The 21,088-nt window shown below is 55.4% G+C and carries 18 protein-coding genes; 3 read left to right on the forward strand and 15 right to left on the reverse strand.

The annotated features are described in order from the left end of the window. Window positions 1-6 precede the first annotated feature (6 nt). From CSQ89_RS07405 to CSQ89_RS07460, 12 genes are all read right to left on the reverse strand, one after another. A complete protein-coding gene (locus CSQ89_RS07405) occupies window positions 7-1,224 on the reverse strand; it encodes a TIGR04063 family PEP-CTERM/XrtA system glycosyltransferase (RefSeq protein ID WP_186293358.1) in 1,218 nt (405 codons plus the stop codon). Then, on the reverse strand, window positions 1,221-3,161 hold the full coding sequence (locus CSQ89_RS07410) for an XrtA/PEP-CTERM system amidotransferase (RefSeq protein ID WP_099405534.1): 1,941 nt from the start codon (window positions 3,159-3,161) through the stop codon (window positions 1,221-1,223). Before CSQ89_RS07410 ends, CSQ89_RS07405 begins: the two co-directional genes overlap by 4 nt. A gap of 14 nt (window positions 3,162-3,175) precedes the next feature. Next, window positions 3,176-4,381 carry a TIGR03088 family PEP-CTERM/XrtA system glycosyltransferase gene (locus CSQ89_RS07415; RefSeq protein ID WP_099405535.1) on the reverse strand — a complete coding sequence of 402 codons (1,206 nt, stop codon included), beginning with the start codon at window positions 4,379-4,381 and terminating at the stop codon, window positions 3,176-3,178. Continuing rightward, on the reverse strand, window positions 4,378-5,946 hold the full coding sequence (xrtA, locus tag CSQ89_RS07420) for an exosortase A (RefSeq protein ID WP_099405536.1): 1,569 nt from the start codon (window positions 5,944-5,946) through the stop codon (window positions 4,378-4,380). The genes CSQ89_RS07415 and xrtA overlap by 4 nt, the downstream gene beginning before the upstream one ends. 45 nt (window positions 5,947-5,991) lie before the next feature. Then, the gene (locus CSQ89_RS07425; protein ID WP_233202987.1) at window positions 5,992-7,104 is read right to left on the reverse strand and encodes a FemAB family XrtA/PEP-CTERM system-associated protein; all 1,113 of its coding nucleotides are present in this window, start codon (window positions 7,102-7,104) and stop codon (window positions 5,992-5,994) included. Further along, the gene (locus CSQ89_RS07430; protein WP_099405537.1) at window positions 7,097-7,987 is read right to left on the reverse strand and encodes an XrtA system polysaccharide deacetylase; all 891 of its coding nucleotides are present in this window, start codon (window positions 7,985-7,987) and stop codon (window positions 7,097-7,099) included. The genes CSQ89_RS07425 and CSQ89_RS07430 overlap by 8 nt, the downstream gene beginning before the upstream one ends. 14 nt (window positions 7,988-8,001) lie before the next feature. Continuing rightward, entirely contained in the window at window positions 8,002-9,162 is a 1,161-nt protein-coding gene (gene wecB, locus CSQ89_RS07435) for a non-hydrolyzing UDP-N-acetylglucosamine 2-epimerase (protein WP_099405538.1), read from the reverse strand. Beyond that, complete coding sequence (locus CSQ89_RS07440) at window positions 9,159-10,292, reverse strand: XrtA/PEP-CTERM system-associated ATPase (RefSeq protein ID WP_099405539.1); 1,134 nt, start codon at window positions 10,290-10,292, stop codon at window positions 9,159-9,161. Before CSQ89_RS07440 ends, wecB begins: the two co-directional genes overlap by 4 nt. 9 nt (window positions 10,293-10,301) lie before the next feature. Continuing rightward, complete coding sequence (locus CSQ89_RS07445) at window positions 10,302-11,837, reverse strand: TIGR03016 family PEP-CTERM system-associated outer membrane protein (protein ID WP_158228934.1); 1,536 nt, start codon at window positions 11,835-11,837, stop codon at window positions 10,302-10,304. Further along, window positions 11,827-12,792: an XrtA-associated tyrosine autokinase gene (locus CSQ89_RS07450; RefSeq protein WP_099405541.1), complete on the reverse strand. Its 966-nt coding sequence runs from the start codon at window positions 12,790-12,792 to the stop codon at window positions 11,827-11,829. The genes CSQ89_RS07445 and CSQ89_RS07450 overlap by 11 nt, the downstream gene beginning before the upstream one ends. A 9-nt stretch (window positions 12,793-12,801) precedes the next feature. Next, window positions 12,802-14,361: an XrtA system polysaccharide chain length determinant gene (locus CSQ89_RS07455; RefSeq protein ID WP_099405542.1), complete on the reverse strand. Its 1,560-nt coding sequence runs from the start codon at window positions 14,359-14,361 to the stop codon at window positions 12,802-12,804. Between the two features lie 66 nt (window positions 14,362-14,427). Then, window positions 14,428-15,057, reverse strand: coding sequence for an XrtA/PEP-CTERM system exopolysaccharide export protein (locus tag CSQ89_RS07460; protein WP_099405543.1), 630 nt, complete (start codon window positions 15,055-15,057; stop codon window positions 14,428-14,430). Window positions 15,058-15,506: 449 nt separating this feature from the next. On the opposite strand from CSQ89_RS07460, the gene CSQ89_RS22005 reads away from it, so the two are divergent. Together CSQ89_RS22005 and CSQ89_RS07470 are read left to right on the forward strand one after the other, a co-directional pair. After that, complete coding sequence (locus CSQ89_RS22005; protein ID WP_143747054.1) at window positions 15,507-16,340, forward strand: N-acyl amino acid synthase FeeM domain-containing protein; 834 nt, start codon at window positions 15,507-15,509, stop codon at window positions 16,338-16,340. A gap of 159 nt (window positions 16,341-16,499) precedes the next feature. Then, window positions 16,500-17,612: a molybdopterin biosynthesis protein MoeY gene (locus CSQ89_RS07470; protein ID WP_099405545.1), complete on the forward strand. Its 1,113-nt coding sequence runs from the start codon at window positions 16,500-16,502 to the stop codon at window positions 17,610-17,612. 223 nt (window positions 17,613-17,835) lie between these two features. Here the strand turns inward: CSQ89_RS07470 and CSQ89_RS07475 are convergent, their stop codons facing one another. Further along, on the reverse strand, window positions 17,836-18,777 hold the full coding sequence (locus CSQ89_RS07475) for a PEP-CTERM sorting domain-containing protein (RefSeq protein ID WP_158228935.1): 942 nt from the start codon (window positions 18,775-18,777) through the stop codon (window positions 17,836-17,838). Between the two features lie 108 nt (window positions 18,778-18,885). After that, window positions 18,886-19,770: a ThiF family adenylyltransferase gene (locus CSQ89_RS07480; RefSeq protein ID WP_099405547.1), complete on the reverse strand. Its 885-nt coding sequence runs from the start codon at window positions 19,768-19,770 to the stop codon at window positions 18,886-18,888. A gap of 75 nt (window positions 19,771-19,845) precedes the next feature. Here CSQ89_RS07480 and CSQ89_RS07485 point away from each other — a divergent pair, with 75 nt between their 5' ends. Continuing rightward, a complete protein-coding gene (locus CSQ89_RS07485) occupies window positions 19,846-20,616 on the forward strand; it encodes a PEP-CTERM/exosortase system-associated acyltransferase (protein ID WP_099405548.1) in 771 nt (256 codons plus the stop codon). Window positions 20,617-20,709: 93 nt separating this feature from the next. Here CSQ89_RS07485 and CSQ89_RS07490 read toward each other — a convergent pair. Continuing rightward, the coding region (locus CSQ89_RS07490) for a group II intron maturase-specific domain-containing protein (protein WP_304441793.1) at window positions 20,710-21,088 on the reverse strand (379 nt) is incomplete at its 5' end.

Raw genomic sequence — 21,088 nt, forward strand, 5'->3', positions numbered from 1 at the left:
GTCAACTCAGAGGCTAAGGGGTTGTGCAACACCACGGCCTGCCAATGCACGGCCGTAGACTTCCTGATAACGGGCCACAGAACTGCGCCACGTACGTTCCTGCTCGACAAACTGTCGTGCTTGCGCCTTGATCTGCGGCCAGCGTTCACGCTGGGCCAACACTGACTCCAACGCATCCTCTAACGAAGCCACATCACCGGCCTTGAACAGAAACCCGGTCTCGCCATGGCGAATCAGCTCGCGGTGCCCACCCACGTCCGAGGCCACGAACATACGCCCCTGCGCCATGGCCTCTAGCGGCTTAAGTGGTGTAACCAGCTCGGTCAACCGAATCGGCAGGCGCGGGTAGGCCAATACGTCGATCATTTCGTAATACCGCTGCACATCAGCATGCGGCACGCGACCAGTGAAAATAACTTGCTGCTGCATACCGGCGGCCTCTACCTGACTGCGCAGCGCGGCCTCCTGCGGGCCGCCACCCACCAACAGCACTCGCAGGTCTGGATGGCGCGGCAGCATACGTTGCGCTGCGGCCAGCAATAAACTCAACCCCTCATAGCCATAGAATGAGCCGGCGAACCCAAGCACCGTCGCCCCATCGAGACCTAACTGGCTACGCAATGCCGCGTCCGGCTCCGCACCAAAGCGAAAGACCGCCACATCCACGGCATTGGGAATCACCGTAATGCGCGATTCAGGTATGCCGCGGATAGCGATATCGCCCCGTAACCCCTCGCAAATGGTGGTGACCTCATCGGCCCAGCGCAGCGCAAAGCTTTCCAGCGCGCGCGAGGCCCGATAACGCAAGCTACCTTCCTGAGTAGTGCCATGGTCCACCGCGGCGTCCTCCCACGAGGCGCGCATTTCGTAGACCACCGGCAACTTCAGTTTGCGGCCCACCCACAAGCTGGGCAGCGCATTGAGCACCGGCGAATGCGCGTGGATCAGGTCGGGCTTGGTAGCGCGCACTACTTCAGCCAGGCGCTTGGCGGTCAGCCGCATCTGCGCTAAAAGGCCCGTGCCCTCGGCGCTGGGTGTGCGGTAAAACACCAGTCCATCGACCTCTTCGCTCGCAGCCGAACCGGGCCCTTGCTTGGGGGTGGTCAAGTGCACCGTCTCCCAGCCCAATTCGCGTTGTTCACGCAGAATGGACAAGGTACGGAAGGTATATCCGCTATGCAGGGGTGCCGAATGATCGAGCACGTGCAACACACGCAGACTCATGACAATGCCACCGCCTCGGATTGTTGCTGCGGTGCGGCCACGCTCACATCCAACACATTGCGCAAGAAAGCCTCGAACATCAGCAATGTCCATAACGGGGCACTGTAGTCGCGCACGCCCGACTGATGCGCGTCAACCAGATGGCGCAGGTAGTCGGCATTGAACCAACCAGTGGCGGCCAGGCGCGGGCCTAGTACCGCCTCTCGCACCCGCTGCTTCAACGGCCCGCGGAACCACCGCGCCAGGGGCACGGCAAAACCCATCTTGGGCCGATACAGCACATCGTCAGGTAGATAGGGCTCCATGCCCTTCTTGAGCAGGAATTTGCCTTCTTGCCCGCGGATTTTCAGCGAGGACGGCAAGGTGGCCAGCCATTCCACCAGTTCATGGTCCATCAAGGGTTCACGCACTTCCAGCGAGTGCGCCATGCTGGCACGGTCGACTTTGGTATTGATGTCGCCTACCAGATAGGTTTTCAGGTCAAGGTATTGAATCAGTGCCAATGGGTCGTCAGTCTCCGCTTTGGCGGCATGCTGCTCGAATACGGTGCGCGCGTTGTAGCCCGCAATTTCCTGTTTGAAACGCGGGCTGAATAGTTGGTCACGCATCGGCCCGCGCAAAATGGAAACCGAGTGGAAATACGCCTCGACCGAACTGCGCGCCATGCCTTCAAAGGTCGTCTTGGCGCGGAAGATGCGCGGGGCCCAGTCGGCTTTCGGGTACACCCTCCCCAACAGGCCAAACAAGGGCCGGCGCACCCCCTGCGGCAAGGCGGCGCGCAGACGCTCTTCCATCAAGTGCATGCGATAGCGCCGATAGCCGCCAAAACTTTCATCACCACCATCACCCGACAACGCCACTGTCACATACTTGCGCGCCAACTCGCACACCCGGTAGGTGGGAATCGCCGAGCTGTCAGCGTAGGGTTCGTCGTATAAACGTGCCAGCGTGTCGATCAGATCGAAGTCATCGCTCTTGACGGTTTCGACGTGATGGTTGGTCTGATAACGCTTGGCCACCATGTCCGCAAAGGCTGACTCATTGAAGACCGGGTCGTCAAATGCAATCGAGCAGGTATTGACCGGCTCTTGCGACAGCCCTGCCATCATCGCCACCACGGCACTTGAATCCACCCCGCCGGACAAGAACGCCCCCAGTGGCACCTCGGCAATCATGCGTAGCTTCACCGACTCGCGCAGCTTGTCGGTCATCTGCGCACACGCGTCTTCAGCGGACAATGATTGGTCGGTGCTGAAACGCACGTCCCAATAGGGCTGCTCTTCCGGTATCGGCTGGCCACGGCGCAGGGTGAGGGTGTGGGCGGGCGATAGCTTGCGCGCCTGCTTGAAAATGGTGCGCGGTTCGGCCACGTAACCGAGGGCAAAGTATTCTTCCACAGCCAAGGGGTCGATATCCCGTGCCAAGCCGCCATGCGCCAACAAGGACTTGAGTTCCGAACCAAACAGGAACGTCCCATCGGGCAAGTAAGCGTAATAGAGCGGCTTTACCGCCAACCGGTCGCGCGCAAGGAACAGTGTTTCCTGGTTTCTATCCCATAGCGCAAAGGCAAACATGCCGCGAAAACGTTTGACGCAATCCGTCCCCCAGGCAGCCCAGGCATGCACAATCACTTCCGTGTCGCTGCGGGTACGAAACAGGAAACCCAATGCCTGCAACTCGGCAATCAACGGATGGTAGTTGTAGATCTCGCCATTGAACACCACGCAGATGCTGCCATCGGCGTTGTACAGGGGCTGCTGGCCGGTAGAAAGGTCGATGATGGACAGTCGCCGATGCCCCAAGCCAACACCCGGCTCAATATGCACCCCACCCTCGTCCGGCCCACGGTGATGCTGCGATTCGTTCATGCGGTGCAGCACGGCACGGTCAATATCGCGCTGGCTGCGGGTATCAAAAATACCGGTTATGCCACACATGGTCTTGTCCGCTTCTAATCGTTAATGGGGGGTTGGGGGCTGTGCACCGGCAAGGCGCTGGCTGCGCCGGAGGCCGTGCGCTGAAGGTGGTCGTAGAGCTGCTGGTAATGCGCCACCATGGCGTCCAGACTGAAACGGCGCTCAATCAGCTGGCGGCCATGCAGGCCTGCTGCTTGCCCCTCGGAGGGCGAACGGGCGTAATGCATGATTGCGTTGGCAAGCGCTTGTGGATTGGCGGCAGGCACCAGATAGCCGCTTTCGCCAGGTTCCAAGAGTTCGGCATTGCCGCCCACCTCGGTAGCTATCACCGGTAAGCCACAAGCCATGGCTTCCAATATCGTGTTGGACACCCCTTCGGCGAGCGAAGGCAGCACAAAGCAATCCAAGCCCTGCAGGATATCGGCCACATCGCTGCGCGCACCCGGTAGCCAAGCCAGTTCGGCCAGGCCCGCTGCCGTCAGCATAGCGATTACCTGCTCGCGCAAAGGTCCGTCCCCCACCAGTAGCAATCGTAGCCGAGACTTCAGCGCGGGTGCCTGTTGCACTGCGCGGATAAACGCCTGAGCCAGATTGGTTTGGTCTTTCACGGTCTGCATACGGCCGACCGTGCCGATCAGGTACTGCGTCGGGTCGTTGAACGGGCAGCCTGCAATCGCGTGGCGACTTGCCACCGGCCTGAACTTGCCGGCATCCACGCCGTTATAGATTTGCGTCACCCGCGCCGTCGGCACCCCGACCCGTTGAGTGAGGTAGTCTGCCAAATCGCGCGACAAGGCGATGTAATGGGTGACAAATGGCCGGTACAACCGCCGTAACCATTGGTATTTACGGCTGCTACCATCAAGGTCGTCCACATCGCGCCCGTGCTCGCCATGGATTCTCACCTTCACGCCAGCCAGCCACGCGGGTACCTGCGCTTCCAGCGCTGCGAGGTTACGGCTGTGTACGATAGCAGGCCGCAAGCGGCGAAAAAGGCGATACAACTGCGGGTAGATGCGCAAGGCATGCCCAGGCGGCTTGACCAAGGCAATGCATTCCACATCGTCGCGGGTAAGCCGCTGCCGGAAGTCGGTGACTTCAGTCAGGGCGATGACCACATGGCGATAGCTATCGGCAGGCATCCGGTTGATGAGATTCACCACGCCGTTTTCCAACCCGCCCACATCAAAGCGGTAAACCACATGCGCGACCAGCGGGCGCAGATCGACTGGCGCATTCATGGCATACCCCGCACCTGCTGCAAACGCGACGCCAATGCCGGCATGGATGCCGCTAGGAACGACTGCATGGCTGGCGGAGCGGGATAGTCTTTGTCCTCACGGCCATAAAGCATAACGACCGCGGTGTCATCGCCCTGGCCAGCAAGTTGCGCCAGGGCAGTGTAGGCCCGGGCCCAACGTGGGCTGTCTGTCCAACGGCCATTCACCCAATACCACTGCCACACCAACAGTCGGTCACCATACCGGTTACGCAACTCAGCTTGCTGCACAGACAGAACCTGATCAGGCAAGTCAACGCTATGCGCACGATGGTTAAGCTGCTTCCAGTTCAGCTCGTCCAGCCTTACCAACACATTGCGTGAACTGATGGCCTTGTGGTTGTCATCCTGCTGGCGGTAATAGGCCACATACAGCCCGACCATCTGCTTGCCATGTTCATACACCACGGTGCGCTGCACCGATGGCGTTTCCATGCTCGGCTGCCACCCGGTAAACAGCTGCCCCGACGCCTGCCAGGGGCCGGTGCCATCCAGCACAGCCAAGTCACCTAGTGGGGGTGGTTGCTTATGTTCAATCGACCACTGCCAAACAGGCCATACAGTGATGAGCCCCAACAACACCACCGCTACCGGCCATAACGGCGGCCGCCCACGATGGCTTGAGGCTGCAGGGTTGGGCGGCGTCAACCCGGCTGGCGCAGTGTGCTCCTGCCAACGTGCGCCAATCGAGAACATCGCCAGAATCACCACCCCAAAAAAGACCCAGCCATAAATCAAATGATCCACACCGACTGCCAGCGTGTTACCCGACAGGTGACCGATCATCACGATCGAATACGCGCGTACCCAGTTGGCGGCGATTGGCACCAGGCTGGCGACCAGAATAAAAATCAATCGCCGCTTGAGCGAGTAGTAGTTCAGGTAGGCGAAGAGCGTGCCCACCATCAGCGATGCAATCAGATAACGCACACCGCTACAGGCCTCCACCACCGACCAATTACCCGACGGAATGACAAACTCCAGGCCCTCGCGGTACACCGGCACGCCGCTGAAACGGATGCCCAGCACCGCGACATCCGCAGTCCAGGTCATCAAGGTGGGGATGACGAATTCTCCAAAGGGCACCGCAAACAAAAGGAAAAACAACGGAAAAGTAATTTGCCGCGCAATCTGCCAGCCCAATAGCGCCGGCACGGTCAAAATCAAACTGAAAACCAGCCCGAACTGCGCCAGAACATTTGTCGAGGCGAGCGCCCCCAGCAGCCAGACAAAACCCGCCCCCGCCAGAAGTGGCAACGCCAGCCAGCCCGGCCTGGGCGTCAAGGGGCGAAGCTGATCCCGGCTGCGCCAGATCAACCACAAGCTGATAGGCAACACCAGGAAACCATGGGTAAAGGTTTCAGAACGCGTCCAAATTCCCACCATGCCGACCAAGGTATCGCGATAGCAGAACAGGAGCCAAAGCTGGGCGAGCAACAGCATTGACAAGGCATGCTGCCAGCCAGACGCCGTCAAAGGGCGACGCGCTTGAACCGACAATGCAGCTGGAGGATTCACCTCATTCATCGCAACGCCCCACCACCCCAAATCACTGCACATCCCCTACAGCACTCATCCCAGATTCCGTACCAACAAGGGTCCGATGCGGTTCGCCAAGCCTATCGGCATCCGCCGCCATGCTTCGATGAAAAAGCGGTATTTGGCGTTGGAAGGATTGTTCTGTGGAATCGCATCCCGCTTGTAAAGGCAGTATTCGTAGAACAAAGGTTGTGGCTCGAACCCCCAGTTTTTCTTGAAGGAATAAGAGCCCGTCCCTTGCTTGCTTCGGCCATAGTCAAACACACGCACGCCTCGCTCGCAGGCGCGCCGCATCAATTCCCAATATTTGAAGTCATTGGCCGCCATATCGCGCGCCAATACATCGTCTCCGGCGTAGTACGGCAACACCTCGTCACGGAAATAGAAGCTGAGAACACTGCTGAGCACGCGGCCAGACTCATCCTGCACGCTCATGACTTCGCAGTCGGCCCCGAAGACTTTCTGTAATTCGGCAAAGTAGCGTTTTGGCATCGCCGGCGTGCCATGACGGTGCACATTGTCGGCATAGAGGGCGAAGAAACGATCCACCGTGCTGTCGATATGGCTGCTCAGGCCGTTCTTGATGCCCTTACGCACCATGGCGCGCTGCTTGCGCGGAATCGCCAGCATATTGGCTTCCACCTCGGGAACGATTTCCTTACGGAAGCTGACGTACAGGTCTTGCATGGGCCAATCGGGATGGCGCTGCTGCACATTGCGCAGTTCCAGATGCTCGACCCCCAGTCGGCGGGCCAGAACCTGGGCTTCAATCTCCAAGCGCTCTGCCGCCGCGGCATTACTGGCCGCCACCCCGCCATACACCGCAAACGGCAGCGACACCAGTGAATTGCCAAACAGCCAGCTTTTAACCTGCGCCAGTGGCAGCACCGCTTCAATCCCACCTGCCCGCTCGGCATACAGAAAATGTGTGGTGTGATTGAACACATCGCGAATGATCCTCTGCCAGCCCGCGCGATGGAAAAAGGTCGCTTGCGGGCAAGCCCGCACAAACGCATCCCACCGGGCACACACCGCCGCATCTTCAGGTTGCAGCCACTTCACCTGCAATGGCTGGGCATCGCTATCGGGCACATCGGTAGCGGCGGGGTAGGTGGACTGCTTCATCAAGAGATTCGATTCATGCATGGGCGGCCATATCCTGGCTGGATGGCGAAATAACCTTTGCAGCGGTGGAGTTCAGGAACACCTCATCCATCCGTCCCCAGCGAAAATCGCCCAACAGGCGGCGCAAACGCGCCTCCATATGGTGCAGATTCAAGTAGTGCCGGAAGCGCGTCTTGGCGTTGATGCCTTTGATGCGCGGCTGATCTGGGTCAATTTCCCACGGGTGGAAATAGAAAATCGCGGCTTGGCAGTCTGTCTGGTTGATACGTTGCAACAGCCAGCGTGACAGCGGATAAGGCATCAGACGGAAATACCCGCCACCGCTGGAAGGCCAGTTCTTCCCCTGCCAACGGACCGTACTGACCGGCACCTCCAGCAAGCCTTCGCGCACAGCATGGGCAAAACGCGGCGCATCGGGCATGCCGTAATGGTCGTGCACAATCGGGTAGATGCTGGAGCTGTAGCGATAACCTGCCCGGCGCAGGCAATCGAAAGCCCACAGATTTCCCTGCCCGATTGAGAAGCTCGGGGCTCGGTAACCTTTCACTTCCTGCCCCGATATCGACTCCAGGATTTGCTTGGCGCTCGAAATATCGGCAAAGAACGCGGCTTCGCTCAAATCACTGACCCGTTGATGGCCGTAACCATGGCTCGCCAGTTCATGCCCGCCGGCAACAATCTGACGCACCAGTTGTGGATAGCGCTCGGCAATCCATCCCAGCGTGAAAAAGGTCGCCTTGACACCGGCGTCATCCAACATTCGCAAGATGCACTCAACATTACGCTCGACCCGGCATGGGCGCTGGTCCCATTCTTCACGCGGGATATACGGCGCAAAGGCCGAGACCTGGAAATAGTCCTCGACGTCAATCGTCAAAGCATTGGTGATCGCGTTGCTGCGCATAGGCGGCCTCTATCCTAGGACTGCGCGGGGGCCAACAGCCAGCGCGCCAAATCGTCAGCGATACGTTCCGCCGCCTTGCCATCCCACAACTCCGGCACACGGCCCGACTTGCCACCACTAAGCAGCACCTCTTCCACATGCTGCACTATCACTTTCGTATCCACCCCGACCAAGGTATTGCTGCCTTGCTCGATCGTAATCGGGCGCTCGGTATTTTCACGCAGCGTCAGGCACGGCACACCCAGCGCGGTGGTTTCTTCCTGCAAGCCACCGGAATCGGTCAGTACCAATTTGGCACCCGCCATCAAGCCCAACATTTCCAGGTAACCCTGAGGTGGTAACAGTGCAATACGCGGGCTGCGCACCAATTCCATCAGATGGAAACGCTCGATATTGGCACGGGTGCGCGGATGCATGGCGAAGGCCAGCGGCAAGCGTTCCGACACATCCCGCAAGACTTTCAACAACGGTTGCAAGGTCGCCAGCTGGTCGACATTCGACGGGCGATGCAGGGTCACAACGGCATAGCCGTCTGCGTTGGCCAGCAGGTCAGTCGGCAATCCCGCCTCTGCCAGGGTTTGGGCTACCGGGCGCGCCATACTGCGGTTATGCAGCAGCGAGTCGATCATCACATTGCCGACAAAACTGACCCGATCAGCCGCGATACCCTCGCGCACCAGATTGCCCAGCGCGCTGCGCTCGGTGGTATAGAGCCGGTCCGCCATCTGGTCGGTCAGCACCCGATTGATTTCCTCCGGCATCGCGCGATCGTAGCTCCGCAGGCCGGCCTCGATATGCACCACCCGTATGCCCTTTTTCGCCGCTACCAGGCTACAGGCCAGTGTGGAGTTCACATCGCCCACCACCAGCACACAGGACGGCTTGTATTCATCTACCACAGGCTCGAAATGACGCATGACTTCGGCTGTCTGCAAGGTATGCGAGCCCGAACCCACACCGAGATTGATATCTGGCTTGGGCAGTTGCAGGTCCTCGAACAGCCGGTCATTCATATCCTTGTCGTAATGCTGTCCCGTATGCACCAACAAGGTCGGAATCCTCGGCTGGTGGGCGGCAAACGCACGCAGCAGGGGTGCCATCTTCATGAAGTTGGGACGGGCACCCACGACGCAGATGACAGGCCCAATATCTTGCAGGCAGGGTTGAGAGCTCAAGTTTGCTTCTCCTTGTCGATATGCTTTTCTTTATCCGCCAGGTTGTCCGCGGGCGTACGGATAGCCCCAACCAGATGCTGCAACAAAGATAGCAATGACGCCGTATTACGCTCCAGGCGCAGCATCGAGCGTTCCAGCCGGATCAACCGCTGCTCGCTCTGCCCGCCGCGCAGCTCGGTCAGCATGCGATTGGCTTCTTCAGTCAGGGTGCCATCCAGCACCCCGCGGGAAACATCCAGATCGTGCAGATAACTGTCGATCAGCGATGCATGCATATCCTCGCCGGACATCGGTTTTTTGCCCCGACCTGCCGGTGAAAGCAACTCCTCATTGATTTCCAACGCCACCTCTTCTACCTCCAAGCGAGTGAAATGCGGCTTACCTGATAGAAAACCCGACAGCAATATCCGGTCACACAGGGTGTTGATGCGCCGTGGCACGCCGCCACTGGCTTCAAATACCGCCTCCAACGCGCCCGCATCGAATAGCGCCGTCTGTTGTGCGCCGGCGCATTTAAGCCGGTGTTCGATATAGCCCTGAGTTTCTTCCTGGTCCATCGGCCCGATATGGCATGCAGCAATGACACGCTGGCGCAGCTGCTGCATGTGCGGGCTTTGCATGATGCTGCGGAACTCGGGCTGGCCGATCAGGAAGCTCTGCAACAAGGCATGGGTTTCGAACTGGAAGTTGGACAACATCCGCAGCTCTTCCACTGCCCGTGGCGTCAGGTTCTGCGCTTCGTCGACAATCAGCAGGCAACGCTTGCCCTGACGGGCGATATCCACCAAAAAAGCTTCCAGTGACAGCAGTACTTCGGACTTCCCCAGGCCCTTGGTGCGTACACCAAAGGCTGCCGCCACCATGCGCAGGGTGTCTTCTGCATCCATTTGCGTGCTGACCAGTTGGGCCGCCACGACTTTATTAGGGTCCAACTTGTTCAAGAGGCCCCGCACAATCGTCGTTTTGCCGGCCCCCACCTCGCCGGTGACGACGATAAACCCTTCGTTCTGATGCAGGCCGTACTCCAGAAAAGCAGTAGCGCGCTTGTGCTGGGTGCTTCCAAAGTAAAAGGAAGGATCGGGGTTCAGTTGGAAAGGCTTGCTGGACAAGCCATAGAAGGATTCATACATGGGATTTGACTAGAATTGGTGCGACAGCGTGCCGGTAAGCGCACTCTCGGCATAATTGCTGGCGCCATCGACCAGAGTCCGGCGCATGCTGAGCAAGGCACGCGTCAAAGGGGAAAGCTGAGTGGAGAACAGCAGGCTCAGTCCGTCGGTAGTGGTCTCAATGGGGGTTGCGCCAATGCCTTTGCTCTGTTGATGCATGAGCATGGCGGACAAAGACGATAGTGGCGAAAGCTGATGTGACCACTGCATGGCGTAGCTTTGCTGCTTGATCAGCTCATTGTTGGAAAGGTCATCCGGCAGATTCGCCCCTGCCAACAAACCCCGGGATTCTGTCTGGCTGGCGGAAAACGTGATGCTGTTGCTCGCCCCCAGCAAGCCGACGCTGACATCGCGCCGGTGCTGCACCGTGATACGTGACGTCAGGAATCCACCGTTGACGACTCCGGTGGGCGAAATACCACTTGCCACCAGGAAGCGATTGACCAGCACTGCCCGTTTGATGGGGTCCGGCTCAATCGACGCAAAGAGCTGGAAATACATATCGTAGGTAGAGCTGACCTTACCAATCGTGAACTGATTGGGCACCACGGATATGTCCTTACTATTGCTGATCTGCCAGACGCTCAACGGTGTGCGATGGCTGAAACTCACATTCGTGCTATTGCCGAAAAAGCGCTTCTGCCGGCTCGACGCCAAGCGGGTCCGCTCTGTCGGGTTCCATTCGAACCCGACACCCGGTGTACTGGTGCGCTCCTTTTCTTGGCTGGCGTAGTCATTACGCTCTACGCCACCGAATACGGAAAGCTTCAATTGAGAAATCGGCTGGTAACCCAACAGCGCCCGGATGTATTCCGACTGAGTACTACGGCCATTTTTATACTTGACCTGTTGCCCGCCACCATCGAGCGACCAACTAAAGCTGCCGCCACTGATGCTGGAGAGGCCCGCAGACCACTCACCGGTATTCACATCGGCAACCTGAGGCGAATCCGCCCGCGCCAGCGATTCGCGATAGCGAAGCTGATAGGCTGCCCAGCCACCCAATTGGCCACGCATATACGGCGAAACCCGGTAATTCGCGGTTTCGGTGCGGTTGGCGTTGACATTGGCATCGCTGGTGGGCGAACCACCAAAAGCTGAAATATCCTGCTGCGCAATAATCGCGTCGAAGTCGACAAACAACCAGTTATCGAGCAACTCGACCAAACCATTGGTTCCCAACGATTTGGTCCCTTTATTACGCGATGAATCCTGGGCATACAGGTATTTCTGCAAGCGGAAGTCGAAATTAAGCTTCACCCTATCGCCCTCCCCTCGTAGCCGTATACCCGGACTGAGTTCGGTAATGGATTCCCGCTTCTGGTTGGTCTGCTTCAACTCTGCATTGTTGGTGACCGTCTCGGTGACTGAAACACTCGGTTCCAGCGCCCAATTACCCGCCTGCGTTGAAACAGACCCCACGGCAATGGCTGCAACCAACGACTTGGACACCGTACGCACCACTACCTCGGCAGCATGGGGTAATGCACGTCTACTAACCACCATAGCCATAACCATAGCCGTAGCCGTATTCGCTATGCTTCGAAGATTTAACCTGATTCAAGAGCATCATCTTCACAGGACACGCTTCAATGGTACCCAGCGCATGTCGGACCTCGCTTTGCAAAGTGCCTTCGGCACGCACCACCATAACGATCTGCCCCATATGCGCTGCCAGCACCCGTGATTCCGTCGTCACCAACAAAGGCGGGGAATCAAAAATAATGATCCGGTCTGGATAGCGCGTGGCCATCTCTTCCAACAAGTTATTCATCGCATCACTGGCCAGCAGCTCAGTAGCCCTGACATGCGGTGTGCCGCTAGGCAAAATGGTCAGCGTCTCGATATTGGTCCGTAGTAGAACGCCAGAAAGATCATTCGTCTCGTTGACCAGCACATCCAGCAATCCAGGTGCAGGCGGCAGGCCCAGCATCTTGAGCAAGGATGGCCTTGCAACATCGGCATCCACCAGCATCACCGTCTTGTCCAACTCCATGGCGATGCTGATTGCAAGATTGGCGGCAGTGAAGCTCTTGCCCTCATGCGGCAGGGCGCTGGTGACCATGATCAAATTGCCGTTTTTGACAGGCGCCGCCCCCTTGCCCATTGCATTGGCAATCAAAGGACGTTTGATCACTCGAAATTCGTCCGCCAACTGCGAACGTGGCGCATTCGGGTAAATCAAACCCGCAGCCGCCAATTGCTCCATTTGAAGCGTCACCAGACGCGACTTGACCAACACCGCGTCATTCAGCACCGGCGGAGAAGGCACGACGGCAGGTCGGGGGGCCGGCGCCTTTTCGGCAACAGCCGGCACGGGTACCGGAGCGGGGGTCGGAACAGGTGTGGGTATGGGGGCGAGCTTTGGCTCGATATGCCGCGCAGGCGCAGAGTCCGGCACCTCCACCCCTGCCAGCCGTAACTCTTCCAGCCGTTTAGCTGCTTGTTCAATGAGGTTCATCAGTAGTCCTCAAACCGTTCGGGAGGAAATAACAAACAACAGCGCGATACCTGCGCCATATACCCCGATTAGTGACACAAACCCTGCAATAAACCGATATAAGCCTCTTTTTTCCCGCCGCTTAGCCGCGTCACTGGCGACCAAAGTCACCGTACCCAGCAGGGGAAGCCCACTCAGCTCTCGCAAAGTACGCGAATCCAAAATAACAGGGCGAATCTGGCTGGCGACAAAGCTCGCCACCACGCCCGCCAGCAAGGCGGCCAATAAAGTAAGGGGTAGCAATAAGAGCCGGTTGGGGGCCACAGGTTGAGAAGACACCCGCGGCGGATCAATCAACCGAAAGTCCAATCCGCTCGCACTGGCTTCCATTTCACCGGAAATGGTGGCCGACTCACGTCGTGCAACCAGGCTTTCATAGTTCTTTTTGTTGATATCGTAGTCACGGTTCAACTGGGTGAATTCAGCCTCCACCTGTGGAATCAACCGTGCAGAAGCCTGCAAGGTGTTGAAGCGGGACTGATATTCCGCCGCCTTGGCTTGCAGAGAAGCGACATTGGCTTCGCTTTCCGCCAGGGAAATCTTTAGCTGTTGGTAGACTGGGTTACTGTTTACCGACGTCACTGGATTAGCCTGCGCCGCCTTGCGCCGCGTGGCGACTTCCTGGCGCTTTTGCTCTTCCAGATCCTTTAACAGGCGACGGGCACTCAGTACATCCGGGTGCTGCTCGGTAAAGCGTTGCAGTAAAGCATCGAGGTTACGCTGCATAGCCTCGATACGTCCGTCGATCTCAGGAATGGAAACCCCCGCGGTCGAGGGTGGCGCATCGGGCAATAGCACGGTGTCTTCGCCCAATAATTGGCGCTTCAACGCGTCACGCGAATTTTCAGCTGCGCGTAACTCGAGTCTCGCCAGCTCCAAGGCCGACCCCACTTCACTCACCCGGCCGAAATAGTCCTTGCCATCGGATGACTGCATACCAAAATTACGCAGCTTGAATTCTTTGAGGCGGTTTTCTGCATCTTCAAGCTTCTTTTCATAGACACGAATCTGGTCATCAATAAACTTCTTGGCTGAATCCGAATCCTCGCGCTTGCCACCGAGGCTGGACTCCACAAATATGGACACCAACGATTGCACCACCCGCTTGGCTTGGTCAGGTTTGGTGTCCCGATAAGACAAGGTATAGAGATTGTCACGCGAGGTACTTTTAATCACCAATGACTTCATCAAGTCATCGATCAAATCCTCTTGGGCATTCTTGGTTTTTATTTTCAAATCCAAGTCAGCCATACGTACCAGCTTTTCGACATTTGGCCGGCTGATAAGGGTTCTGCTTAAAATAGATATCTGCTGGTCTACATCCGGCTCAACAGCCAGCCCCGACATCAACGGCTTTAAAATAGACTGGGTATCGACAAATATTCTGGCACTCGCCTCATATTTATCCGGCATTTTAAGCAACACACCCACGCTGATAATTCCCGCAATCCATGCGACGGCCAGACCTAACCAGCGGCGCGTCCACATTTCACGCAATACTCTTGTTACCTGTCGAAGTAAATCATCCATAAGTTTTTATATTCCACCGCAAGTGCCGGAATTATATTCCGGCACCATATAAATAATTAAAGACGCTCAAAACCAGCTACGCGGAATAATCAGCACATCGCCCGGTTTCATTTCGACATCAGCAGAAACATCCCCATTTTTCATTAAATCCTTCAGTCGCACACGATACTGCTTGGAACCTTCTGCGGTACGCATGAGTGTCGCGCCATTACCATCAGCAAAGTCAGTAATGCCATTCACGGCGATCATGACATCGAGCAGGGTCATTTTTTGCTTGTACGGTAAGGTTTGTGGTCTTGCAGCTTCGCCGATAACGCGAATCTGTTCACTGTAAGGGCCAACAAAGCTAGTCACAACCACCGTCACGACTGGATCGCGAATGAATTTACCCAATGCCTTTTCAATGTCACGCGCTAGCAACGAAGAATCCTTACCCAGCGCTGGTAAATCTTCGACCAACGGTGCTGAAATTTTTCCATCCGGACGCACTGGAACCGACATCGACAACTCAGGATTTCGCCACACAACGATATTTACCGTGTCGCCAGGTCCAATTAAATAATTATATTCAGATGAAGCAGCTTTAACGGGTGCCGGCGGATAATGTGAAGCGCACCCCACTAGAAACACAGCGAGAAAACTAGTTACAACCCAACGAAAGCCAATGCCGAAGACTCGATACTGGTCGATATTCATAAGTTTCCTCCAATATACTCAGATGTGTGTTCTTAGTAGAGTAATTCAAACATCGTAGCGCAGGGTGACATTCTAAGACATATGACCGCGCGTGGAAATTTGCTTACTAACTCGCGCAGCAAGTCGCCCTTGCACGACATTTAAGAAAACTTATAACAAAGCATTTTAAATCACACACTTAACGTAAATATTTACAGCGGTGATCTTATTGAATCAGTTTTTCAGTCGCCAATTTACGACAATTAAATGTCGTACTTAATTAAATTATTTATGTCTAATTATTTGCAATTCCAGCAATGACAAAAGAATGTCGCCTTTGGCATGCCCCATGCTTATTGAATTACCGACCATCGAGTCATTTGTTCGGATTGCCTTGTTCCTGCGTAGAGGTGCCACCAAGCACAGCAGTCCGTCCTTAATCGGGGTAGTGCTACAGGGACTTTTCAATCTTGGATTCAACTCTCAATCTTTGCCCAGAACATTACAATGCAGGGCAACAGCACGCAGCACATTTTCAACTAGGGCGGCTGGTTCGGGACACTCCCTCAAAAAGAGCGCCCACTACGCTACCGTGGTTACCGCCCTCGGCTGACCACACTTTTACGGATGAAATTGCACTAGATATCCCACCTGCCGCCTTTGATGAGCGCCCCTATCGATTCTTCTGCGCTCACGAAACTGCCAGTAAAGCCCGTGCAGCAGAACTCGTCTCGCAACGCTATCAATGGCGCGGATATGGTGAAGAATGTGGGCAGGCATTGCTGGAGTCTTCGCAGCCCGCTCAGATGACATTCATCGCAACGCAACGTGGCCAGGTTGTTGGCACTGTGTCGACCCGGCTTGATGGCGGCTCCCCCTTGAACTGTGACGCGCTGTATCCCGATATCACTGCAGCCAAGCGCGCACAGGGGCATCGGCTTGCCGAATTCGGCCAACTGGCGATTAACACTACCAACAAACCGCTTGAAGCCATGGGGCCGCTTTTTCATTTGACGGTCATGTTCGCGCACAAGAAAAATGCCGCCACGCATGCATTAATTGAGGTTAATCCGCGACACGTCGCTTTTTACCGACGCGCCTTTGGCTTTACGGTTATTGGCGAGCAGCGACACTGTCTGCGTGTCGATGCACCCGCCATACTCATGCAGTTGGACCTGAAAATAGTACAAGACCAAATAACCGAACAAGGCGGAAGCCGCTATGGTCGAATTTCGGTCTTTCCTTACTGTTTCTCGTTGGCTGAAAGTAAAGTAATCGAACGTACTTTACTGCGTCCTATTTGACCTTTCCCCTTCCTATACCGTTGTCACGCTGAAAAAAGAAAGCATCACCAATCGTGAGGTATGAATTATTGAATGTCTCCCAGGGATTGCTTGGCGGTGGAATCGACCACCAAGGACGCCTATACTTCTTTACGTCCGAGCGAGACTGGAGTAGGTAAAATGCAACATGAAACGCTGATGCAAATTCTAGACCTTGCTCGTTGGGCACCCAGCGGGGATAACCATCAACCCTATCGTCTTGAAATCATCTCTCCCATACATGTAGCAATACATGGGTTTGATACGCGCAAGCACACCGATATCAGCGGTAAAGACTCGGCTAGCCAAGTACCTGTAATTTATGACTATGATGGCCATTCGAGTCATATCGCACATGGCGCTTTATTGGAAACAATGCGTATTGCGGCTAGCCGCTTTAATGTCGCAATGGCATGGCAGATTCGGGATAATTGTGCAGAAGACGCGCCCATTTATGATGTGTTCTTCGATGATGCCAATATCAAACCGAGTCCCTTGGCTAATTTCATTGAGTCACGCTGCGTCCAACGAAAATTAATGGCCCGTAAGCCCTTAAGCGAAGAGCAGAAAAAATCCTTGATTGAATCAGTGGGGGACCAATATACCCTTCAATTCTTTGAATCCAGCCAGGATAAACGAAATATCGCCAAGCTGCTTTGGGACAACGCCGAAGTTTGTCTGACCTGCGAAACAACTTATAAGATCCATTACGCAGCAGTTGAGTGGGGTACCCAATTCAGTAAGACACGTATTCCACAGGATGCTATAGCCATGGACCCACTCTCGGCAGTGCTGATGACATGGGTAATGAAAAGCTGGAAGCGGGTCAGTTTCTTCAATCGATATATGTTTGGCACACTTGTACCGAAGCTGGAATTATATTTCCTGCCGGCAATATTCTGTTCCAGCCATATTTTGATTAAACCCAAAAATCCTCTGGTCGATTTACAGGACTATGTGGAAGCGGGTATCGCAATGCAACGGTTATGGTTAACTGTCAGTTCGCTTGGCCTGTACCTTCAACCGGAAATGATACCCGTCATTTTCCGTTGGTATACCAATGCCGGTAAATCCATCGTTCAGGATCCTCCTACATTGAATGCCGAGGCAGCCAAGGGTACAACGGAATTTGAGAAACTGGCTGGGGTAAATGCAAGCCAACCCTTCAGTTTCTTTTGCCGGGTTGGATATTCTGCCCCACCGACTTCACGATCAATTCGTAGGGATTTGAAAGACCTGATGTACACGCCTTGAAATGCATTGTGTTAATCCTTAGAACCTGTCTAAAGACTGCTACGCGTCGGCAATATGGCGTTGAAAACGCCCTCGGAATGCTCATTTACCGCCTGAAAACTCTGTTTCCTCGGCTGTTTTCGCCTTATCCTGCGCTAGCTCGCGAGACTTTAGACAGGTTCTCAGTAGTGTCAAATGAAAAAGGAGGGAATTCCCTCCTTTTTCATTTGACACTACTGAGCACTTAAACAGCACGGCTAATCCGACGACGGCTAATTGCACCCATCCCAAGTAAACCAAGGGCGATCAAAGCAACCGAACCGGGTTCAGGAATCTTCAAGAGATCCCCACTACCATCGCTGGTTACTTTACCAGTTGCACAGAACGCAGCCTGGTTGAAAGAACAAACACCGGAAAAGGTAAAGGGATTGGAAATCTTGTTGGTGGTCTGAACCTGCAAGAACAAGTCAGATGCCGAGTCATAACCTAATCCGGCACCATCCAGATCAAGCTGGAAGCCATTCATAAACGAATCAAACTGCAGTAACAGTGTCGATTGGCCGAGAGTTTGATTCCGGCCGTTGAAGTCAGCCAAATCACCGCCAGATGGGCTGCGCATGGATAAATTCGCCATGTCTACCCAAGTAGCCGCACCATCGGTAGTTGCTTGCAACTTGATGCTGCCAATGCCAGGGGTAAAGGCATAATTGATGCCGCCAGTGAGCGCATTGTAAGCAGTCACCACTCCTGATAACCCGGTAAACACAAAACGAAGCCCATCAAGCGGTTGGGCATAGCTTTGAGGAAACCCGAAATCACCAAAACCTGGGACGTTTTCAGTTACATAATTGAGCGAAAAGATATTACCGAATTCTTGGAATTGAGCGCCTACGAAGGGGGTGCCACCAGGTCCAATTTGTTGCGTTACCGTTGCAACACCACCGTTAAGGCCAACGTGGCCTATATTGCTGGTGGTCGTGCCACCGGCAGTCATGGTCCAGGCATCTTCAACTACCATGGCATGCGCGGCCGAACCCATGGCTGCAACACCAGCTAGAGCGAGCGCCGTGATAAGCTTTTTGAGTTGCATCGCTAATCTCCTTTGAACTTGCAATGTGTTCTGTCGGTATGCCGCACTTGGCGTTGCCCCGAGCCCTAAAAATCTGTTGCAGGCTATATAAAGCAACGCGCATGCCACAAATTCAACCCACTGTTTTTAAACACATTTTGTTCGAATTCAACACTAGCAACCCGCTCTGCCGTAAAGTATTCCGACAGCCGCCAAGCGACCTTTCTATTTGGTAGCTGACTGCGACAGCATCGCCATACCCAGCTTGAATCCCAAGCGTTGCAAGGGGTTCCGGTAGCCCATTGGACGCCAGCTCCATGCTGCATGATGGGTGTAAGCATCCACGTGGTAACTCCACGGCGCAGCTCTGATCTCGCCACGGCCCAATATCAATTTCACCGTCTCGGTCGCCGCCACCCCAGCGCATAACATGCAACCCGCAACGGTCGATGGTCCGCGCTTTTCCTGCAGATTGATCCGGTCCGGTTCCACCAGATAACTATTGTGTAGACGCTTGGGGGTAAGGCCCAGCAAGAAGCGCAACGCTTTCTCGGTATCGTTGCAGCCCTCAAAGCCGAAGTACTCTTCAAAGCTCATTTGCCCTGGCAAAAATACCAACACTGATGTCCCCATACCCAGCGGTGCCGCCGTCACTGCGGGAATCCCCAAACGATGGCAAGCTGCAAAGGCCAACTGGCGCGCCTTGAATGCAAAAAAATCCAGCCCATCGACATACACCGTGGCACCCTTCAAAAACTCATCGATGTTGGATTCATCCACCCCTTTGGGATAGACCTGGAGGTCGGCGCTGGGGTTGATATCTTTGACCATGGCCCCGATAACCTCTGCCTTGGGGCGCCCCAAGGTACTGACCATTGCCCCAGCCTGACGATTAAAGTTTGGGACATCAAAATTATCAAAGTCAGCTATAGAGAAAGCACCGATACCAAAGCGGGCAAGTGTCGTGACATGAAAACCGCCTACGCCACCTAAACCCGCGACTGCAACCTTTGCTTTGCGCAATTTCTGCTGTTCTGCTTCGGTTACCCACCCCAAATTGCGGGAAAACGCGTTGTCGTAAGGGAATGCGCCCTCGGTTATTGAACTCATGCCTTTTTCTCCTGGTTATCCGGCAAGGGGCAGCTGCCCCGTCTAACTCGTTACTAACTAGATGCGGTGGTTTCTATGAGTGGCTCTCCCTCTGTAGACAATCTTGGCGCTAGCTTCAATAGCTACTTTGAAATCGTACCCGCCCTGGACGACACAACACGCAAAGAAGTGTTCCGTGTTCGTCATTCTGTGTACTGCAGCGACTTGCATTTTGAAGCGGAGCGCAGCGATGGAGAAGAGTGCGATGAGCATGATGCACACTCCGTCTTATGCTTGCTACGCACCCGGGGCAGCCAGCCAAAACCAGTGGGTTGCTGTCGCATGATCCTGACCGACCCCAAGCACCCTGCAGCGGAATTGCCCTTCGAGCATCACTGTGCCGCCGTGCTGGACCGCAGTTTGATGGACCCTGCCAGCCTGGACCGGCACCGAATCGCTGAGGTTTCGAGGCTGGCCGTCGTCTCAGACTTCCGACGACGGAAAGAAGAACAAGATCGACCCGTTTCCATCAGCGATCAGGACTTCGACCAGGTCGGCGGCGCATCACGCTTCCCATTTATACCTGTCGGCCTCTACCTTGCCTGCGTGGCAATTTCGCTACGCATTGGTATAGACCACTTGTTCGTCCTGACGGAACCCCGGCTGGCAAAGCATTTTTCCAAGATCGGATTTGATATACGCCAAATCGGTGGTGAAATAGAACATCGTGGTACTCGCGTACCCTCACACCTTAGTCCCATTCTCATTCAGCAAAACCTCAAACCCATGCTCCGCCCTCTGTATGAGGTCGTCAAAGTGTCAGTCGACCGCGGATTTGAAGCGCACGCACGCAATACATCCAAGTAACAGAATCGGCATAGGGGCGGCTAGATTACCTGGCCGACCCCTGCCACACCACCCGGCATGCGGGTCCGCACCGGGCGGTTCGAGAAGTTGAGGTTAGGCGAGTCTTGGTACACCAAGGCGGTCGAAGTAGGCAATCGGCAACACCCGGTTCAGAACACCGCAGCCGTTACGCCACCAGCGTCTAGAATTGCCGGCGATCCGCTTCGCGTCTGCTTCGCTCGCACCCAGCTTCTTCAGTTCCCGATACATCGTCGTGCCCCGCCTCCAGTGTTTCAGATGCAGGGTGCGCAATCGGTGACGCAGCCATTTGTCCAGCTCTCGAAACACCGTCGGCGTCTGCGCCACTTGGAAATAACCCTTCCAGCCAGGCATATACGCTTTCAGTTTGTCGATTACCTGCTCCAGGCTGCGGCCACCACTACGTCGCGTCATTTCCCGAACGCGCTGTTTGTATTTCTCCAGCGCTTTCTTG

It is taken from the genome of Chitinimonas sp. BJB300 (genome assembly GCF_002735695.1).
Classification (GTDB): domain Bacteria; phylum Pseudomonadota; class Gammaproteobacteria; order Burkholderiales; family Chitinimonadaceae; genus Chitinimonas.

What these genes read in the sequence shown, in the direction of transcription:
- CSQ89_RS07405 (WP_186293358.1), bottom strand. Translation starts at nt 1,224, where the DNA reads ATGAGTCTGCGTGTGTTGCACGTGCTCGATCATTCGGCACCCCTGCAT.
- CSQ89_RS07410 (WP_099405534.1), bottom strand. Translation starts at nt 3,161, where the DNA reads ATGTGTGGCATAACCGGTATTTTTGATACCCGCAGCCAGCGCGATATT.
- CSQ89_RS07415 (WP_099405535.1), bottom strand. Translation starts at nt 4,381, where the DNA reads ATGAATGCGCCAGTCGATCTGCGCCCGCTGGTCGCGCATGTGGTTTAC.
- xrtA (WP_099405536.1), bottom strand. Translation starts at nt 5,946, where the DNA reads ATGAATGAGGTGAATCCTCCAGCTGCATTGTCGGTTCAAGCGCGTCGC.
- CSQ89_RS07425 (WP_233202987.1), bottom strand. Translation starts at nt 7,104, where the DNA reads ATGCATGAATCGAATCTCTTGATGAAGCAGTCCACCTACCCCGCCGCT.
- CSQ89_RS07430 (WP_099405537.1), bottom strand. Translation starts at nt 7,987, where the DNA reads ATGCGCAGCAACGCGATCACCAATGCTTTGACGATTGACGTCGAGGAC.
- CSQ89_RS07440 (WP_099405539.1), bottom strand. Translation starts at nt 10,292, where the DNA reads ATGTATGAATCCTTCTATGGCTTGTCCAGCAAGCCTTTCCAACTGAAC.
- CSQ89_RS07445 (WP_158228934.1), bottom strand. Translation starts at nt 11,837, where the DNA reads ATGGTGGTTAGTAGACGTGCATTACCCCATGCTGCCGAGGTAGTGGTG.
- CSQ89_RS07450 (WP_099405541.1), bottom strand. Translation starts at nt 12,792, where the DNA reads ATGAACCTCATTGAACAAGCAGCTAAACGGCTGGAAGAGTTACGGCTG.
- CSQ89_RS07455 (WP_099405542.1), bottom strand. Translation starts at nt 14,361, where the DNA reads ATGGATGATTTACTTCGACAGGTAACAAGAGTATTGCGTGAAATGTGG.
- CSQ89_RS07460 (WP_099405543.1), bottom strand. Translation starts at nt 15,057, where the DNA reads ATGAATATCGACCAGTATCGAGTCTTCGGCATTGGCTTTCGTTGGGTT.
- CSQ89_RS07470 (WP_099405545.1), top strand. Translation starts at nt 16,500, where the DNA reads ATGCAACATGAAACGCTGATGCAAATTCTAGACCTTGCTCGTTGGGCA.
- CSQ89_RS07480 (WP_099405547.1), bottom strand. Translation starts at nt 19,770, where the DNA reads ATGAGTTCAATAACCGAGGGCGCATTCCCTTACGACAACGCGTTTTCC.
- CSQ89_RS07485 (WP_099405548.1), top strand. Translation starts at nt 19,846, where the DNA reads ATGAGTGGCTCTCCCTCTGTAGACAATCTTGGCGCTAGCTTCAATAGC.